The following is a 15424-nucleotide window of genomic DNA, read 5'->3' on the forward strand; positions in this document are numbered from 1 at the left end:
AAAGGGAATTGAAAGGTTATTGTTTTAACAATCACGCAACCGAACTGCTACATGTCGGCTCACATAATCACAAAAATCTTCTTCCGAACCTGAAAAATCCGGACGTCCGGCGTGAGGATAAAAAATGAAAAAACAATTACTTCGTACCCTTACTGCAAGCATTTTATTAATGAGTACCTCTGTTCTGGCGCAGGAGGCGCCGTCGCGAACGGAATGTATCGCGCCAGCCAAACCTGGCGGCGGTTTCGACCTCACCTGTAAGCTGATTCAGGTGAGTTTGCTGGAGACTGGCGCTATCGAGAAACCCATGCGGGTAACGTATATGCCTGGCGGCGTCGGCGCTGTGGCCTATAACGCGATAGTCGCCCAACGCCCTGGCGAACCCGGGACTGTGGTCGCCTTTTCCGGCGGTTCGCTGCTCAACCTGTCGCAGGGGAAATTTGGTCGCTACGGCGTGGATGATGTGCGCTGGCTGGCAAGCGTGGGCACTGATTACGGCATGATCGCCGTGCGTGCGGATTCCCCGTGGAAAACGCTGAAAGATCTGATGACGGCGATGGAAAAAGATCCCAACAGCGTGGTCATTGGCGCTGGCGCCTCTATTGGCAGCCAGGACTGGATGAAGTCGGCGTTGCTGGCGCAAAAGGCGAACGTCGACCCGCACAAGATGCGCTACGTTGCCTTTGAAGGCGGCGGCGAGCCGGTGACGGCATTAATGGGCAACCATGTTCAGGTTGTCTCCGGCGATCTCAGTGAAATGGTGCCTTATCTGGGCGGCGACAAAATCCGCGTGCTGGCCGTCTTTTCAGAAAATCGTCTGCCGGGCCAGCTTGCCAATATCCCTACCGCTAAAGAACAGGGCTACGACCTGGTGTGGCCGATTATTCGCGGCTTCTACGTCGGGCCCAAAGTCAGCGATGCCGATTACCAGTGGTGGGTGGACACCTTCAAGAAGCTCCAGCAAACCGACGAGTTTAAAAAGCAGCGCGATCTGCGCGGCCTGTTTGAGTTCGACATGACCGGCCAGCAGCTCGATGACTACGTGAAAAAACAGGTTACTGATTACCGTGAACAGGCGAAAGCCTTCGGACTCGCGAAATAATCGCGGAGGCAATGATGAGCGATCGTATCTTTGCGGGTATCTGGCTGTTGCTCTGTATCGCCGGGCTATTCATCGCCTGGCAGATCCAAAGCGAATACAGCTATGAACCCGTCGGCCCCCGCCCTTTTCCGCTGGGGATTATCGGCCTGATGGCGCTCTGCGCGCTGGCGCTGTTATTACGCCATCCCGACACGGTGAGCTGGCCGCGCCGCCATGTGCTGCAAAAGCTAATTACCATGATCATTATCCTGTTGATGTATGCCTGGGGATTCGAATGGCTGGGTTTTCCCATCGCCACCGCGCTTCTTACCATGGTTATCGGGATGCTGTTCGGCGCCACGATTCCGGCGGCGGGTATCTCCGGCGCGGTATTGGGTATTCTGCTGTGGTATGCCTTTGACCGGCTGCTTGATGTCACCTTACCTCTCGGCGCCTGGCTGAGTTAACGGAGCAACGATGGATACCTGGATATATCTTTCTCAGGGCTTTGCGGTGGCGATGACGCCGGAAAACCTGGTTATCGCGTTGATTGGCTGCTTCGTGGGCACGATCGTCGGTCTGCTGCCGGGCCTGGGACCGATCAACGGCGTGGCAATCTTACTGCCGCTGGCCTTTGCGTTGCATCTGCCTGCGGAGTCGGCGCTAATTCTGCTGGCGACGGTGTACATTGGCTGTGAGTATGGCGGCAGGATCTCCTCCATATTGCTCAACGTCCCCGGCGATGCGGCGGCGATCATGACGGCGCTGGACGGTTACCCAATGGCGCAGCAAGGGAAAGGCGGCGTAGCGCTGTCGATTTCCGCAGTCAGCTCATTTTTCGGTTCATTAATCGCTATCGGCGGCATCATTCTGTTCGCCCCTTTACTGGCGCAATGGTCGCTGGCCTTTGGTCCTGCGGAATATTTCGCCTTAATGGTTTTTGCCATCGCCTGTCTTGGCAGCATGATGGCGCAAAACCCGCTTAAATCATTTCTGGCAGCGCTGATCGGTCTTGGCCTTGCGACCGTCGGCGTGGACGCCAACACCGGGGTTTATCGCTTTACCTTTGACAGCGTTCATCTTTCCGACGGCGTACAGTTTATCGTCGTGGTGATCGGCCTGTTCTCGGTATCAGAAATACTTTTAATGCTGGAACATACCAGCAGCGGGCAAACAATGGTCCGCAAAACGGGTCGAATGTTGTTCAACCTGAAAGAAGGCGCGCAGTGTATCGGCACCACCCTGCGTTCTTCGGTAATCGGCTTTTTTGTCGGCGTATTGCCCGGCGCCGGGGCGACCATCGCCAGCGCCATTACCTATATGACCGAGAAAAAACTCAGCGGCAACAGCGATAGCTTCGGCAAAGGGGATATTCGCGGCGTCGCGGCGCCGGAGGCGGCAAACAACGCCTCTGCCTGCGGCTCCTTCATCCCGATGCTGACGCTGGGCGTTCCCGGTTCCGGCACTACGGCAGTGATGATGGGGGCGCTGACGCTGTACAACATCACGCCAGGCCCGGCGATGTTCACCGAACAGCCGGATATCGTCTGGGGACTCATCGCTGCGCTGCTGATTGCGAACGTGATGCTGCTGATCATGAATATCCCGTTGATCGGTCTGTTCACCCGTATGCTCACCATTCCGCTGTGGTTCCTGGTACCCGCCATCGCTGCCGTATCGGCGGTAGGGGTGTATGCGGTACACAGCACCACCTTCGATCTGGTGCTGATGGTCGCGCTCGGCGTGTTAGGGTACATTTTACGTAAAATGCACTTCCCCATGTCGCCGCTGATCCTGGGATTCGTACTGGGGGAAATGCTGGAGCAAAACCTGCGTCGCGCACTCTCCATCAGTAACGGCAATATGGCGATTTTGTGGCAAAGCGGCGTTGCCAAAGCCCTGCTGATCATGGCGATCATGGTCATTGTCGTACCGCCAGTGTTACGTCTGATCCGTAAACACAGCCGTAAACCGCAGGTTGACGCCGGTTAATTGACTGCTGAAATACGTTGTACTTGTCCGGCCTACGCGCTCATGTGCCAGGCCGGGCAACCCCGCCAGCATCACTCTTTCCATAACTCGCTCATTTTACACCCCTTCTTGCCGTTGTCAGGCTCGTGGCGCCGTTAACCTCACCTTTCGCATTGTTAAATATTTGTTGTTTTTGATCACAATAATTAAACAAAAGCGGTTATTTCATACGCGTTCCTGGAAAATGTCGATATTTTTAATTTATGGCTACGAAATGAGCATCGCCATGTCTCCCTGACCATCTACCGAGAGGAATGATTCTGATGAATGCACTGACTGCCGTAAAAGCGAACACAGATGATTTAGCCCAACGCCATACTGGTTTCATCCTTGCCCCTTCGGCGCAGTCGCCGCGCCTGCTGGCGTTAACGTTTACGGCGGATACCACAAGACAATTTCTCCATCAGGTTGCGCAGTGGCCGGTGCAGGCGCTGGAATACAAATCTTTCTTACGTTTCAAAATCGGCAAGATCCTCGACGATCTGTGCGGCAATCAGCTACAACCGCTGTTGATCAAAACGCTCCTCAACCGTGCACAAGGCGCGCTGTTGATCAGCGCCGAAGGGATCGATGATGTCGCACAGGCAGAAGAGATGGTCAAACTGGCGACGGCGGTGGCGCATCTTATTGGTCGCTCCAACTACGATGCGATGAGCGGCCAGTATTACGCGCGTTTCGTGGTCAAAAACGTCGACAACTCCGACAGTTATCTGCGCCAGCCCCACCGCGTAATGGAACTGCACAATGACGGTACCTATGTTGAGGAGGTGACCGACTACGTGCTGATGATGAAAATCGACGAACAGAATATGGAAGGCGGTAATTCGCTGCTGCTGCACCTTGATGACTGGGAACATCTGGAGTCGTTTTTTACCCATCCGCTGGCGCGTCGCGTCATGCGCTGGGCGGCGCCGCCAAGCAAGAATGTTAGCCATGACGTCTGGCACCCGGTGTTTGATGTCGACCAACAAGGCCGCCCGGTCATGCGTTATATCGACCAGTTCGTCCAGCCAAAAGACTTTGAAGAAGGCGTCTGGCTCAGCGAGCTTTCAGACGCGCTGGAAACCAGTCAAAACATCCTCTCCGTGCCGGTACCGGTCGGCAAATTCCTGCTGATTAACAATCTGTTCTGGCTACATGGACGCGATCGTTTTACGCCGCATCCTGACTTGCGTCGCGAGCTGATGCGCCAGCGAGGTTACTTCGCCTACGCCGCCAGCCATTATCAAACTCACCAATAAGCGCCACGGCGAAGGAATTACGCGGATGTATGATTTTGTGATTATCGGCGGCGGCATTATCGGCATGTCGACCGCCATGCAACTTATTGATCTCTACCCGGATGCGCGCATCGCATTGCTGGAAAAAGAGTCCGCGCCAGCCTGCCACCAGACCGGGCATAACAGCGGCGTGATCCATGCCGGGGTGTACTACACGCCCGGCAGCCTCAAAGCGCGGTTTTGTCTGGCAGGCAATCAGGCGACCAAAACCTTTTGCGATCAAAACAACATCCGCTACGACACCTGCGGCAAAATGTTGGTCGCCACCTCGGAGCTGGAAATGGCGCGGATGCGCGCGCTATGGGAGCGGACGGCGGCCAACGGCTTAGAGCGCGAGTGGTTAAGCGCGGCGGAGCTGCGTGAACGCGAACCCAATATCATTGGCCTGGGCGGGATTTTTGTCCCTTCCAGCGGGATTGTCAGCTATCGCGATGTCGCGACGGCCATGGCGAACCGCTTTCAGGCCAAAGGCGGCGAGATCATCTACCATGCCGAGGTCAGCGCGCTAACAGAACATGCCGCTGGCGTTGTCATTCGCACCTCGCAAGGTCGGGAAATCGAAACCGCTACGCTTATCGGCTGTGCAGGACTGATGGCGGATCGGCTGGTCAAAATGCTGGGCGTGGAGCCCGGTTTTATTATCTGCCCTTTCCGCGGCGAGTACTTTCGTCTGGCCCCGCGACACAACCGGATCGTTAACCATTTGATCTACCCGATCCCCGATCCGGCAATGCCGTTTCTCGGCGTCCATCTTACCCGCATGATCGACGGCAGCGTTACGGTCGGGCCGAATGCGGTGCTGGCGCTTAAACGCGAAGGCTACCGTAAGCGCGACGTTTCCTTCACCGACACCCTGGAGATTTTCCGCTCCGCCGGCATTCGCCGCGTACTGCAAAACCATCTGCTTTCCGGACTGGGCGAGATGAAAAACTCGCTGTGCAAAAGCGGCTATTTGCGGCGAGTACAAAAGTATTGCCCCAGCCTGACCGTCAACGATCTCCAGCCCTGGCCGGCAGGCGTGCGGGCGCAGGCGGTTTCACCGGACGGCAAACTGATTGATGATTTTCTGTTTGTCACGACGCCGCGTTCCATTCACACCTGTAACGCCCCCTCCCCGGCGGCGACATCCGCGATACCTATCGGCGCGCATATCGTCAGCAAAGTTCAGGCGCTACGCGAAAGCCAGAGCAACCCCGGACGTGCGCTGCGTGCGGCACGCAGCGTGGACGCATTACACGCCGCATTTACCCGTTAACTCTTCAGACAGGAAGCAATTATGCAACTTAACGACTCTACCCTGTTCCGCCAGCAGGCCTTTATCGATGGCGACTGGCGCGACGCGCGCGGCGGCGATGTCATCCCCGTGAGCAACCCCGCCAACGGGAAACCGCTCGGCAATGTGCCCAAAATGGGGGCGGAAGAGACGCGCGACGCCATCGACGCCGCCAATCGCGCCCTGCCCGCGTGGCGCGCGCTCACCGCCAAAGAGCGAGCCAATATCCTGCGTCGCTGGTTTAATCTGATGATGGAACATCAGGACGATTTGGCGCGTCTGATGACGCTGGAACAGGGCAAACCGCTGGCGGAAGCGAAAGGCGAAATTAGCTACGCCGCCTCGTTTATTGAATGGTTCGCCGAAGAGGGGAAGCGTATCTATGGCGACACGATTCCAGGTCATCAGGCCGATAAACGGCTGCTGGTGATTAAACAGCCCATCGGCGTCACCGCCGCGATTACCCCGTGGAACTTTCCCTCGGCAATGATCACCCGTAAAGCCGGCCCCGCGCTGGCCGCAGGCTGCACAATGGTACTCAAACCCGCCAGCCAGACGCCGTTTTCCGCGCTGGCGCTGGCGGAACTGGCCCGGCGCGCCGGAATTCCCGCAGGCGTATTTAACGTCGTTACCGGTTCGGCAGGCGATATCGGCGGCGAGCTGACCAGCAACCCGCTGGTACGCAAACTGTCGTTTACCGGCTCGACGGAGATTGGCCGCCAGCTAATGGAACAATGCGCCAAAGACATTAAAAAAGTGTCGCTGGAGTTGGGCGGCAATGCGCCGTTTATCGTCTTTGACGATGCCGATCTGGATAAAGCCGTCGAAGGCGCGCTGGCTTCGAAGTTTCGCAACGCCGGGCAGACCTGTGTCTGCGCCAATAGATTGTATGTTCAGGACGGCGTTTACGATCGTTTTGCGGAAAAACTCAACCAGGCGGTAAATAAGCTCGCGGTCGGCGACGGCCTGCAAGCCGACGTCGCTATCGGGCCGCTGATTGATGAAAAAGCCGTGGCGAAAGTCCAGGAGCATATCGCCGACGCGCTGGAAAAAGGCGCCCGCGTCATTACGGGCGGTGAAGCGCACAAATTGGGCGGCAACTTCTTTCAACCGACCATTCTGGCGGATGTCCCTGATAACGCGAAAGTCGCCAAAGAAGAGACATTCGGGCCGCTCGCGCCTCTGTTCCGCTTCAGCGACGAGGCGGATGTCATCAGGCAGGCTAACGATACCGAGTTCGGCCTGGCAGCCTATTTTTATGCACGCGATTTAAGCCGCGTTTTCCGCGTCGGCGAAGCGCTGGAATACGGCATCGTCGGTATTAATACCGGCATTATCTCCAACGAAGTCGCGCCTTTCGGCGGTATTAAGGCCTCCGGATTAGGCCGTGAAGGTTCCAAATACGGCATCGAAGATTATTTAGAAATCAAATATATGTGCATCGGCCTTTAACAGGAGAGTCGCTAATGAATACCAATAACGCTTTAATGCAGCGCCGTCATAACGCCGTTCCTCGCGGCGTGGGCCAGATTCACCCGATTTTCGCCGAGCGGGCGGAAAATTGTCGGGTCTGGGATGTCGAAGGCCGTGAGTATCTCGATTTCGCGGGCGGCATTGCCGTCCTGAACACCGGTCATTTACATCCGGGCATTGTTTCAGCGGTGGAAGCGCAGTTGAAGAAATTGTCGCATACCTGTTTTCAGGTGCTGGCCTATGAACCGTACCTGGCGTTGTGCGAACGCATGAACCAGAAGGTACCGGGCGATTTCGCCAAAAAAACGTTGCTGGTCACGACCGGTTCAGAAGCGGTTGAAAACGCGGTGAAAATCGCCCGCGCGGCGACAAAACGCAGCGGCGCTATCGCGTTTAGCGGCGCTTACCACGGTCGTACCCACTACACGCTCTCTCTGACCGGGAAAGTACACCCGTACTCTGCTGGTATGGGATTGATGCCAGGCCATGTCTACCGCGCGCTTTATCCTTGCCCGCTACACAACATCAGCGACGACGACGCGATCGCCAGCATTGAACGCATCTTTAAAAATGATGCCGCGCCGGAAGATATCGCCGCCATTATTATTGAGCCGGTACAGGGCGAAGGCGGATTTTACGCCGCCTCTCCCGCGTTTATGCAGCGACTGCGCGCGCTATGCGACCAACACGGCATTATGTTGATTGCCGACGAAGTGCAAAGCGGCGCGGGCCGGACCGGTACGCTGTTCGCCATGGAACAGATGGGCGTTGCGGCAGATATTACCACGTTTGCGAAATCGATCGCCGGCGGCTTTCCGCTGGCAGGCGTTACCGGCCGGGCAGACGTGATGGACGCTATCGCGCCGGGCGGGCTGGGCGGCACCTATGCCGGAAACCCGATTGCCTGCGCTGCCGCGCTGGCGGTACTGGACATTTTCGAGCAGGAAAATCTACTGCAAAAGGCAAATACGCTTGGCAAAACGCTGCGCGATGGCCTGATGGAGATAGCGGAAACGCACCGTGAGATTGGCGACGTGCGCGGACTGGGCGCCATGATCGCCATTGAGTTGTTTGAAAATGGCGACCCCGGCAAACCGAACGCGACTCTGACCGCCGACATTGTGGCCCGCGCCCGCGAGAAAGGGTTAATTCTGCTCTCCTGCGGTCCTTACTACAACATCTTGCGCATCCTCGTTCCACTCACTATTGAGGCCTCGCAGATTCGGCAAGGCCTGGAGATTATCGCCCAGTGCTTTGATGAGGCGAAACAAGCGTAATGTCCAATAAGCAGCGTCGGATGGCGACGTAACTGTCTTATCCGGCCTACAAAAACCGTTTCGATTGTAGGCCGAATAAGCCAGGCGCCATCCGGTAAACGAGCGCAATAACAATAAAGAGGTTTTAGGATGGGGCAATTGTCAGAATCACATGCATTAGGGGGCGGGCTGAAATCACGCCACGTCACCATGTTATCGATCGCCGGCGTCATCGGCGCCAGCCTGTTTGTCGGTTCCAGCGTGGCGATTGCGGAGGCCGGCCCTGCGGTACTGCTGGCCTATCTGTTCGCAGGACTTTTAGTCGTCATGATTATGCGAATGCTGGCTGAAATGGCCGTCGCCACGCCGGATACCGGTTCTTTTTCCACCTATGCGGATAAAGCGATCGGCCCCTGGGCCGGGTATACCATCGGCTGGTTATACTGGTGGTTTTGGGTGCTGGTTATTCCGCTGGAGGCCAATATTGCCGCCATTATTCTGAATTCATGGATACCGGGTATTCCGGTGTGGCTATTTTCATTAGTGATTACGCTTGCCTTAACCGGAAGCAATTTATTGAGCGTCAAAAATTACGGCGAATTCGAATTCTGGCTGGCGCTATGTAAAGTGATTGCTATCCTGGCGTTTATCGCGCTGGGCGCGACGGCGATTAGCGGTTTTTATCCGTATGCCGAGGTAAGCGGTATCTCCCGGCTCTGGGATCACGGCGGTTTTATGCCTAACGGCTTCGGCGCGGTGTTAAGCGCCATGTTGATCACCATGTTCTCTTTTATGGGCGCGGAAATCGTCACTATTGCTGCCGCGGAATCCGATACGCCGGATAAACATATCGTACGCGCCACCAATTCTGTTATCTGGCGAATTTCCATCTTTTACCTGTGTTCCATTTTCGTGGTGGTGGCGCTGATCCCGTGGAATATGCCGGGTCTGAAAAGCGTAGGTTCGTACCGTTCGGTACTGGAGCTGCTTCATATTCCGCACGCAAAATTCATTATGGATTGCGTGATTTTGTTGTCGGTGACCAGTTGTCTGAACTCCGCATTATATACCGCCTCCCGGATGCTCTATTCCCTTAGCCGCCGCGGCGATGCGCCTGCGATAATGGGAAAAACTAACCGTAGCAAAACGCCCTGGGTGGCGGTTCTCCTCTCTACCGGCGCGGCGTTTTTAACCGTTATCGTCAATTATTACGCCCCGGCAAAAGTGTTTAAATTTCTTATCGACAGTTCTGGCGCCATCGCGCTGCTGGTCTATCTGGTGATTGCGATTTCGCAATTGCGGATGCGTAAAATTCTGCTGGCGCAGGGCGGAGAAATTAAGTTGAAAATGTGGCTTTATCCGTGGCTCACCTGGCTGGTTATCGGCTTTATCTGCTTTGTCCTGGTGGTGATGCTGTTTCGACCGGCACAGCAACTAGAAGTCATTTCGACCGGGCTGTTAGGGCTGGGCATAATAGGTACTGTCCCCATTATGTCTCGCTGGAAAAAACTGATAAGGTGGCAAAAAGCCCCCCTGCAAAACCTACGTTAGTTATTCCCGGCGTCAGCCGGGAAGCTTCTCAGGAGTAAAAGATGACCGCCCTTTCCCAACCGACGGCCATAGATGGCTATCGCTGGCTTAAAAATGACATTATTCGCGGCACTTATCAGCCGGATGAGAAACTGCGGATGAGTTTATTAACCGCCCGCTATGCGCTTGGCGTAGGGCCGCTGCGCGAGGCGCTGTCACAACTGGTGGCGGAACGGCTGGTCACCGTGGTGAATCAAAAAGGCTATCGCGTGGCGTCCATGTCAGAGGCGGAACTCCTCGATATTTTTGACGCGCGCGCCAATATGGAAGCGATGCTGGTACGCCTGGCGATTGAACGCGGCGATGATGCGTGGGAGGCGGAGATCCTGGCGCGAGCGCATATGCTCAGTAAACTGGAAGCCAGCGATGCCAGTGAACATATGCTCGATGAATGGGATCAGCGCCACCAGGCGTTTCATTCCGCCATTGTCGCCGGGTGCGGCTCCCATTACTTGCTACAGATGCGCGAACGCTTATTTGACCTGGCGGCCCGCTACCGCTTTATTTGGTTACGTGAAACCGTTCTGTCCGTCGAGATGCTGGAAGATAAACATATCCAGCATCACACGCTAACCGAAGCGATACTGGCGCGCGAGGCGGCACGCGCCAGCGAATTAATGCGTCAGCATTTGCTGACGCCGATTCCCATTATTCGCCAGGCGATGGCAGGGAAAATGTAGCCTGGCGCGACCTGATAGCCATTATTCTTCAGGAATACGCAACACTTGTCCCGGATATATTTTTTCCGGGCTTTTCAGCATCGGTTTATTTGCCTCGAAGATTTTATTATACAGATTGGCGTTACCATACACTTGCTTTGAAATAGCGCTCAGGGTGTCGCCTGATTTTACGGTATAAAACTGACTTTCAGCCGCCGGCGTCGTGGTTTTAACCTGATCGTCAACGCTGCTAATCCCGGCGATATTCCCCACGGCAACCAGAATTTTTTCTTTTGCCTCCTGACTCAGCCCATCACCCGTCACTGTCGCTTTTCCATCCGCAATTTGCACATTCACTTTGTCAGCGTCGGGTATTCCCGTTTTATTTAAATGTTCCTGGACTTTTTTCGCCTGATCGTCCTTATCATGATTAGCGGTTACCGCGTCCCAGAGTTTTTCACCTGCATCTTTTACAAAATTGAAAAGTCCCATATTCACCTCGCTTGTCAAAAATACACACAAAGAAAAGTGTAGCAGAGGGAATGAGGTTATCCTGATAAGCGGCGCTTATGCGCCGCCGGTGGCCGGTAATTAATGACGCATCTGAACCCAAAATGCGTGGATAAGCCCCGGAATATATCCGAGTAATGTCAGCAGGATATTAAGGATAAATGCCCAACCGAACCCTTTTCCTAAAAGTACGCCGAGCGGAGGCAAAATAATCGTAAATACAATTCTCCAGAAACCCATATACACTCCATACAAGCAAAATTAGTCATTGTTTAAAAAGAGATTTTATCTCTAAGCATAGTCAGTTTACCTGAGCCTGCCAGTCGCGCGCCGCGCTTTTACCCTCCTTTACGCTCTTTACGCTGGCATTAGGTTGACGTTTATTTTAGAATTAACTAAATTTAGAAAATGCTTAAATAACTATGACAGAGCTTGAACAACTTCAGGCCAGCGCAGAACAGGCGGCGGCCCTGCTCAAAGCGATGAGCCACCCAAAAAGATTACTGATTTTATGTATGCTTTGCGGTTCGCCAAAAACCAGCGCAGGCGAACTGGCGCGCATTACCGGGCTAAGCCCCTCCGCGACGTCGCAACATCTGGCGCGGATGCGGGAAGAAGGACTGATTGATAGTCAACGCGATGCCCAGCGCATTCACTATTTCATTAAAAATGAGGCGGTTAATACGATTATCGCCACGTTAAAGAATCTCTATTGTCCATAAGGAGGCACGATGTCCATTGGGATAGTTTCCCCCCGTGAGGCGCAAGCGCTGATAGCGCAAGGCGCGAAACTGATTGATGTGCGCGACGCCGATGAATATCTGCGCGAGCATATTCCACATGCGCAACTGGCGCCTCTCTCCCGGCTTGAACAGGGCGATTTGCCCGCCAACCTGCGAGCGGAACAGATTATTTTTCACTGTCAGTCAGGTAAACGAACCAGCAGCAATGCAGCAAAACTACAGGCCATTGCCGCCCCAGCTCAGGTCAGTCTACTGGAAGGCGGTATCGACGGATGGAAAGCGGCAGGATTGCCCGTCACAGAAGACAAATCGCAACCGTTGCCACTGATGCGTCAGGTGCAAATCGCCGCCGGCGGGTTGACGTTGCTTGGGGTGATTCTGGGCTATACGGTCCACGGCGGCTTTTCCCTCATTAGCGGTTTTGTCGGGGCCGGGTTAATGCTGGCAGGCATGACCGGCTTCTGCGGAATGGCGCGACTACTGGAAAAAATGCCCTGGAATAGCCGTACTCATTAAGCGGTACCTTCACCGCGCGTCGGTAGGTGTGTAGTAGACTGAAGGCGGGTTTATACCATTGTTCAACAGGAGAGCGTGATGTTCACACCAGGCGATATCGTACAGCCCCGAATGGGTGGGCCGAAACTGAAAGTGATTGAAGTCAACGAGGATCATATTGTCGCGGTACAGGTCGGTAATGAGCAGGGCGAAAAATTGATCCTCAAAGCGGCAGATGTCACCCCCTATTGCGAAGAGGGCGATTTTGGCGTGTGCTGATTTATCAGAATGAGCATGGCGCAACGTTCCCTGAGTCCCGGTTAATAGAGACAGGAAACGCAGCGCCATCTGTTAAAGGTTATCCGTGATTAGATTAAGAAATCATCCAGAGATTTCCCCGCCGCCAGCGCCTGGGCAATCGGTTTAGGCGTACGACCTTGTCCGGTCCAGGTTTTTTCTTCGCCATTGAAATCAGTAAAACGATATTTTGCCGGACGCGGCTGGCGCTTTTTAGCAGAACGCGGCATTGCTGAATCCATGGCAAATAACTCTTCCGGGTTAATACCGTCTGCTTTCATCAGCTCCAGAAAGGCATTAATTTTCTCCTGCTTCTCGGCAAGCTGGCGTTGCTGCAATTCTTCTTCTTCGCGTCTTTCTTTAGTGACAACCCTGAATTTTTCGAGCATTTCTTCAAGAACGTCAATGGAGAATTCGCGAGCCATAGCGCGCAGCGTGCGGATATTATTTAAGTTCTGTAACATCAAATTCATATCAATAAAAACCTTTTAACGCAGAAAACAAAAACTATTACAGGCGGTATTGTATGCGATTATTGATTATATTTCCAGATCCTAAAGTTCATACAGATATACTCAGTATAACTCGATTAATTATATTAATCTGTTAACCAGAAGGTTATATTCATTACCCCCTGTGTGTTTCAGGTTATTCTGCCTACGGTATATCTGTAGGTTTCCCGTTCGGCTGTTTATACCCTTCATTCTTCAAGTTGCTTATGTGTTGGCTACGGATTACCCGGCCCATCCATGGGCCTCGCCCTGACGGGTCGTCGCACGCGACGTTCAAATCTGCTCCCCGCAGATTTGTCGCTCCCCCCCCAGTCACATCGTTATCTATGCTCCTGGGGATTCACTCCCTTGCCGCCTTTAAACAACTCGAAATCCATAGCGTATATAGCGTATTGCGTATCTCAGTAACCGCGGTGGCCCTCACGGTGGCTGACCTTATACAGAAGTGAATATTTCAGCACAATAAGAGATTAATCATTCAAAAATCATCATCAGAGCTTTATGCTAAAAATTCCCCTGCAATAGCTATAATTATGCTGAGAAAAGTAGAGCGCGTACCGTTAGCCGAGAATACATCGCATCTGACAACATTTGGAATGTGGCTGAAAATCGCCAGAAAAACAATGCATTATAATGCATTGATTTAAAAGTAATTAATGACTAACAACAACGAAAATCTCGCCGCGAGCAAAAAACACACAACCACAGAGTATTTTATCGACAAAAAGTCTATAAATAAAAATATTGCACTAGTTGATAGTTATTATATAGGGATATACTCTATGCAAAGACAAAAGTGCTTTATGATTTCACTACCAACCATCACCTCATTCTGATTGATACGCTACAAGGAGCATTAACATGTTCTCTCCACAGTCACGCTTGCGTCATGCCGTAGCAGACACGTTTGCGATGGTTGTTTACTGTTCTGTTGTGAACATGTTGATCGAGATATTCCTCTCCGGAATGAGCTTTGAGCAGTCGCTTTCTTCCAGGCTGGTGGCGATACCTGTCAACATTTTGATTGCATGGCCATACGGCGTTTACCGCGATCTGATTATGCGCGTCGCGCGTAAGGCAAGCCCGGCGGGATGGGCCAAAAACCTGGCGGATGTATTGGCTTATGTCACCTTTCAGTCACCCGTTTATATTATCATCTTGCTGACCGTCGGCGCCGGCTGGCATCAGATAGTGGCCGCCGTGAGTTCAAACATTGTTGTTTCAATGTTAATGGGCGCGGTTTATGGCTACTTCCTGGATTATTGTCGCCGCCTGTTTAAAGTGAGCAGCTATCATCAGGCTAAGGCGTAAGTTAGCGTCGCGACTGGCATTGCCAGTCGCGCTTTTAGTCGGTTTTTTCGTCGCCAAAAAGCCCGTTCAGATAACGTTCTAACGCTATTCGGGAACTAAAGCCGTGGGGAATACCGTAATGTTCGTGGGTCTCGCCGCCTAAATAGAGCGGAAAGTTTTGGTAGTGATCGCAGGTTTTAATATCCGAAGCCGGGTCAGCCAGTGATGAGCTACGGTCTTTTAATCTGGGATGAATGATCAGCGCGGTACGCCCCATACGCGCCTCGCGGTTAACATAAACATAATTCTCGCCGCGTCGATAACCATACGTCTTATTCGTCACCACATCGACGGTAAACCCTGCCTTTTCCAGTACCCGCGCCACCTCGTCAGGTCGTAAATACATATTTTATCCTCATTCTCTTTTACTGCGGGCTTACCTTACCCGATAGCGCGTTATCAACGCTTTCAGAAAAGTCCAGAAACGCATGATATCGCCGTAACAAGCCTCAGCAGGTAAAAATATGAACTACACTGAAAGCTACATCGAAATCAATGGAGGATCATATGCTTAACAAACCGAACCGAAACGACGTCGATGATGGTGTTCAGGATATTCAGAATGATGTCAATCGATTAGCCGACAGTCTGGAAGATGTCCTTAAATCCTGGGGAAGCGATGCGAAAGACGAAGCCGAGGCTGCGCGACGTAAAGCACAGGCGTTGCTGAAAGAGACCCGGGCGCGGATGCAGGGTCGTACTCGCGTAAAACAAGCCGCCTGTGATGCGATGGGGTGCGCGGATACGTTTGTGCGTGAAAAACCCTGGTGTAGCGTAGGAACCGCCGCAGCGGTAGGGATTTTTATCGGGGCGCTGCTTAGCCTGCGTCGCTAACGACGTGCGCTGCCGGATGGCGACATACTTTATTGGGCCT

General features: G+C 53.4%; 18 protein-coding genes. 14 read left to right on the forward strand and 4 right to left on the reverse strand.

Features of this window, described 5'->3' with window-relative positions:
- Window positions 1–124: 124 nt before the first annotated feature.
- From ACLJQJ_RS10535 to csiR, 9 genes are all read left to right on the forward strand, one after another.
- Complete coding sequence (locus tag ACLJQJ_RS10535; protein ID WP_000744413.1) at window positions 125–1102, forward strand: Bug family tripartite tricarboxylate transporter substrate binding protein; 978 nt, start codon at window positions 125–127, stop codon at window positions 1100–1102.
- Between the two features lie 11 nt (window positions 1103–1113).
- Complete coding sequence (locus ACLJQJ_RS10540) at window positions 1114–1548, forward strand: tripartite tricarboxylate transporter TctB family protein (RefSeq protein ID WP_001574835.1); 435 nt, start codon at window positions 1114–1116, stop codon at window positions 1546–1548.
- A gap of 10 nt (window positions 1549–1558) precedes the next feature.
- Entirely contained in the window at window positions 1559–3073 is a 1515-nt protein-coding gene (locus ACLJQJ_RS10545; RefSeq protein ID WP_000382034.1) for a tripartite tricarboxylate transporter permease, read from the forward strand.
- 302 nt (window positions 3074–3375) lie between these two features.
- Window positions 3376–4353, forward strand: coding sequence for a glutarate dioxygenase GlaH (gene glaH, locus ACLJQJ_RS10550; RefSeq protein ID WP_000993092.1), 978 nt, complete (start codon window positions 3376–3378; stop codon window positions 4351–4353).
- Between the two features lie 25 nt (window positions 4354–4378).
- Window positions 4379–5647 carry an L-2-hydroxyglutarate oxidase gene (lhgO, locus tag ACLJQJ_RS10555; RefSeq protein ID WP_063808936.1) on the forward strand — a complete coding sequence of 423 codons (1269 nt, stop codon included), beginning with the start codon at window positions 4379–4381 and terminating at the stop codon, window positions 5645–5647.
- A 21-nt stretch (window positions 5648–5668) separates the two neighbouring features.
- The gene (gene gabD / locus ACLJQJ_RS10560) at window positions 5669–7117 is read left to right on the forward strand and encodes an NADP-dependent succinate-semialdehyde dehydrogenase (RefSeq protein WP_001176523.1); all 1449 of its coding nucleotides are present in this window, start codon (window positions 5669–5671) and stop codon (window positions 7115–7117) included.
- Window positions 7118–7131: 14 nt separating this feature from the next.
- The gene (gabT, locus tag ACLJQJ_RS10565) at window positions 7132–8415 is read left to right on the forward strand and encodes a 4-aminobutyrate--2-oxoglutarate transaminase (protein ID WP_001095558.1); all 1284 of its coding nucleotides are present in this window, start codon (window positions 7132–7134) and stop codon (window positions 8413–8415) included.
- Window positions 8416–8544: 129 nt separating this feature from the next.
- Window positions 8545–9945, forward strand: a complete 1401-nt coding sequence (gene gabP / locus ACLJQJ_RS10570) for a GABA permease (RefSeq protein ID WP_000531282.1) — start codon at window positions 8545–8547, stop codon at window positions 9943–9945.
- Between the two features lie 41 nt (window positions 9946–9986).
- Window positions 9987–10664, forward strand: a complete 678-nt coding sequence (gene csiR / locus ACLJQJ_RS10575) for a DNA-binding transcriptional regulator CsiR (RefSeq protein ID WP_000126152.1) — start codon at window positions 9987–9989, stop codon at window positions 10662–10664.
- 21 nt (window positions 10665–10685) lie between these two features.
- Here the strand turns inward: csiR and lysM are convergent, their stop codons facing one another.
- Together lysM and ACLJQJ_RS10585 are read right to left on the reverse strand one after the other, a co-directional pair.
- Window positions 10686–11135, reverse strand: a complete 450-nt coding sequence (lysM, locus tag ACLJQJ_RS10580; protein ID WP_000522406.1) for a peptidoglycan-binding protein LysM — start codon at window positions 11133–11135, stop codon at window positions 10686–10688.
- A 99-nt stretch (window positions 11136–11234) separates the two neighbouring features.
- Entirely contained in the window at window positions 11235–11393 is a 159-nt protein-coding gene (locus ACLJQJ_RS10585) for a YqaE/Pmp3 family membrane protein (protein WP_000508175.1), read from the reverse strand.
- Window positions 11394–11575: 182 nt separating this feature from the next.
- On the opposite strand from ACLJQJ_RS10585, the gene ACLJQJ_RS10590 reads away from it, so the two are divergent.
- The 3 genes from ACLJQJ_RS10590 to ACLJQJ_RS10600 all read left to right on the forward strand — a co-directional run bounded on the left by ACLJQJ_RS10590 (window position 11576) and on the right by ACLJQJ_RS10600 (window position 12670).
- Window positions 11576–11875 carry an ArsR/SmtB family transcription factor gene (locus ACLJQJ_RS10590; protein WP_000137432.1) on the forward strand — a complete coding sequence of 100 codons (300 nt, stop codon included), beginning with the start codon at window positions 11576–11578 and terminating at the stop codon, window positions 11873–11875.
- Between the two features lie 9 nt (window positions 11876–11884).
- Window positions 11885–12412 (forward strand): rhodanese family protein, encoded by a 528-nt coding sequence (locus ACLJQJ_RS10595; protein ID WP_063808935.1) that lies wholly within the window; start codon window positions 11885–11887, stop codon window positions 12410–12412.
- A 78-nt stretch (window positions 12413–12490) separates the two neighbouring features.
- The gene (locus tag ACLJQJ_RS10600; RefSeq protein ID WP_000494943.1) at window positions 12491–12670 is read left to right on the forward strand and encodes a hypothetical protein; all 180 of its coding nucleotides are present in this window, start codon (window positions 12491–12493) and stop codon (window positions 12668–12670) included.
- A gap of 89 nt (window positions 12671–12759) precedes the next feature.
- Here ACLJQJ_RS10600 and stpA read toward each other — a convergent pair whose 3' ends face one another.
- A complete protein-coding gene (stpA, locus tag ACLJQJ_RS10605) occupies window positions 12760–13161 on the reverse strand; it encodes a DNA-binding protein StpA (protein WP_001051100.1) in 402 nt (133 codons plus the stop codon).
- A gap of 900 nt (window positions 13162–14061) precedes the next feature.
- On the opposite strand from stpA, the gene alaE reads away from it, so the two are divergent.
- The gene (gene alaE, locus ACLJQJ_RS10610; protein ID WP_000492669.1) at window positions 14062–14511 is read left to right on the forward strand and encodes an L-alanine exporter AlaE; all 450 of its coding nucleotides are present in this window, start codon (window positions 14062–14064) and stop codon (window positions 14509–14511) included.
- 34 nt (window positions 14512–14545) lie between these two features.
- On the opposite strand, the gene ACLJQJ_RS10615 is transcribed toward alaE, so the two are convergent.
- The gene (locus ACLJQJ_RS10615) at window positions 14546–14896 is read right to left on the reverse strand and encodes a DUF2002 family protein (protein ID WP_000281305.1); all 351 of its coding nucleotides are present in this window, start codon (window positions 14894–14896) and stop codon (window positions 14546–14548) included.
- A 161-nt stretch (window positions 14897–15057) separates the two neighbouring features.
- Between ACLJQJ_RS10615 and ACLJQJ_RS10620 the strand changes: the two genes are divergently transcribed.
- Window positions 15058–15384: a DUF883 domain-containing protein gene (locus ACLJQJ_RS10620; RefSeq protein WP_001519557.1), complete on the forward strand. Its 327-nt coding sequence runs from the start codon at window positions 15058–15060 to the stop codon at window positions 15382–15384.
- Window positions 15385–15424: the final 40 nt, after the last annotated feature.

This window comes from Salmonella sp. SAL04202 (assembly GCF_046550775.1).
In the GTDB taxonomy this organism is placed as follows: Bacteria; Pseudomonadota; Gammaproteobacteria; order Enterobacterales; family Enterobacteriaceae; genus Salmonella; species Salmonella enterica.

What these genes read in the sequence shown, in the direction of transcription:
- ACLJQJ_RS10620 (WP_001519557.1), top strand. Translation starts at nt 15,058, where the DNA reads ATGCTTAACAAACCGAACCGAAACGACGTCGATGATGGTGTTCAGGAT.
- ACLJQJ_RS10590 (WP_000137432.1), top strand. Translation starts at nt 11,576, where the DNA reads ATGACAGAGCTTGAACAACTTCAGGCCAGCGCAGAACAGGCGGCGGCC.
- glaH (WP_000993092.1), top strand. Translation starts at nt 3,376, where the DNA reads ATGAATGCACTGACTGCCGTAAAAGCGAACACAGATGATTTAGCCCAA.
- gabT (WP_001095558.1), top strand. Translation starts at nt 7,132, where the DNA reads ATGAATACCAATAACGCTTTAATGCAGCGCCGTCATAACGCCGTTCCT.
- ACLJQJ_RS10540 (WP_001574835.1), top strand. Translation starts at nt 1,114, where the DNA reads ATGATGAGCGATCGTATCTTTGCGGGTATCTGGCTGTTGCTCTGTATC.
- ACLJQJ_RS10615 (WP_000281305.1), bottom strand. Translation starts at nt 14,896, where the DNA reads ATGTATTTACGACCTGACGAGGTGGCGCGGGTACTGGAAAAGGCAGGG.
- lhgO (WP_063808936.1), top strand. Translation starts at nt 4,379, where the DNA reads ATGTATGATTTTGTGATTATCGGCGGCGGCATTATCGGCATGTCGACC.
- lysM (WP_000522406.1), bottom strand. Translation starts at nt 11,135, where the DNA reads ATGGGACTTTTCAATTTTGTAAAAGATGCAGGTGAAAAACTCTGGGAC.
- alaE (WP_000492669.1), top strand. Translation starts at nt 14,062, where the DNA reads ATGTTCTCTCCACAGTCACGCTTGCGTCATGCCGTAGCAGACACGTTT.
- ACLJQJ_RS10585 (WP_000508175.1), bottom strand. Translation starts at nt 11,393, where the DNA reads ATGGGTTTCTGGAGAATTGTATTTACGATTATTTTGCCTCCGCTCGGC.
- ACLJQJ_RS10595 (WP_063808935.1), top strand. Translation starts at nt 11,885, where the DNA reads ATGTCCATTGGGATAGTTTCCCCCCGTGAGGCGCAAGCGCTGATAGCG.
- csiR (WP_000126152.1), top strand. Translation starts at nt 9,987, where the DNA reads ATGACCGCCCTTTCCCAACCGACGGCCATAGATGGCTATCGCTGGCTT.
- ACLJQJ_RS10600 (WP_000494943.1), top strand. Translation starts at nt 12,491, where the DNA reads ATGTTCACACCAGGCGATATCGTACAGCCCCGAATGGGTGGGCCGAAA.
- ACLJQJ_RS10545 (WP_000382034.1), top strand. Translation starts at nt 1,559, where the DNA reads ATGGATACCTGGATATATCTTTCTCAGGGCTTTGCGGTGGCGATGACG.
- stpA (WP_001051100.1), bottom strand. Translation starts at nt 13,161, where the DNA reads ATGAATTTGATGTTACAGAACTTAAATAATATCCGCACGCTGCGCGCT.
- gabP (WP_000531282.1), top strand. Translation starts at nt 8,545, where the DNA reads ATGGGGCAATTGTCAGAATCACATGCATTAGGGGGCGGGCTGAAATCA.
- ACLJQJ_RS10535 (WP_000744413.1), top strand. Translation starts at nt 125, where the DNA reads ATGAAAAAACAATTACTTCGTACCCTTACTGCAAGCATTTTATTAATG.
- gabD (WP_001176523.1), top strand. Translation starts at nt 5,669, where the DNA reads ATGCAACTTAACGACTCTACCCTGTTCCGCCAGCAGGCCTTTATCGAT.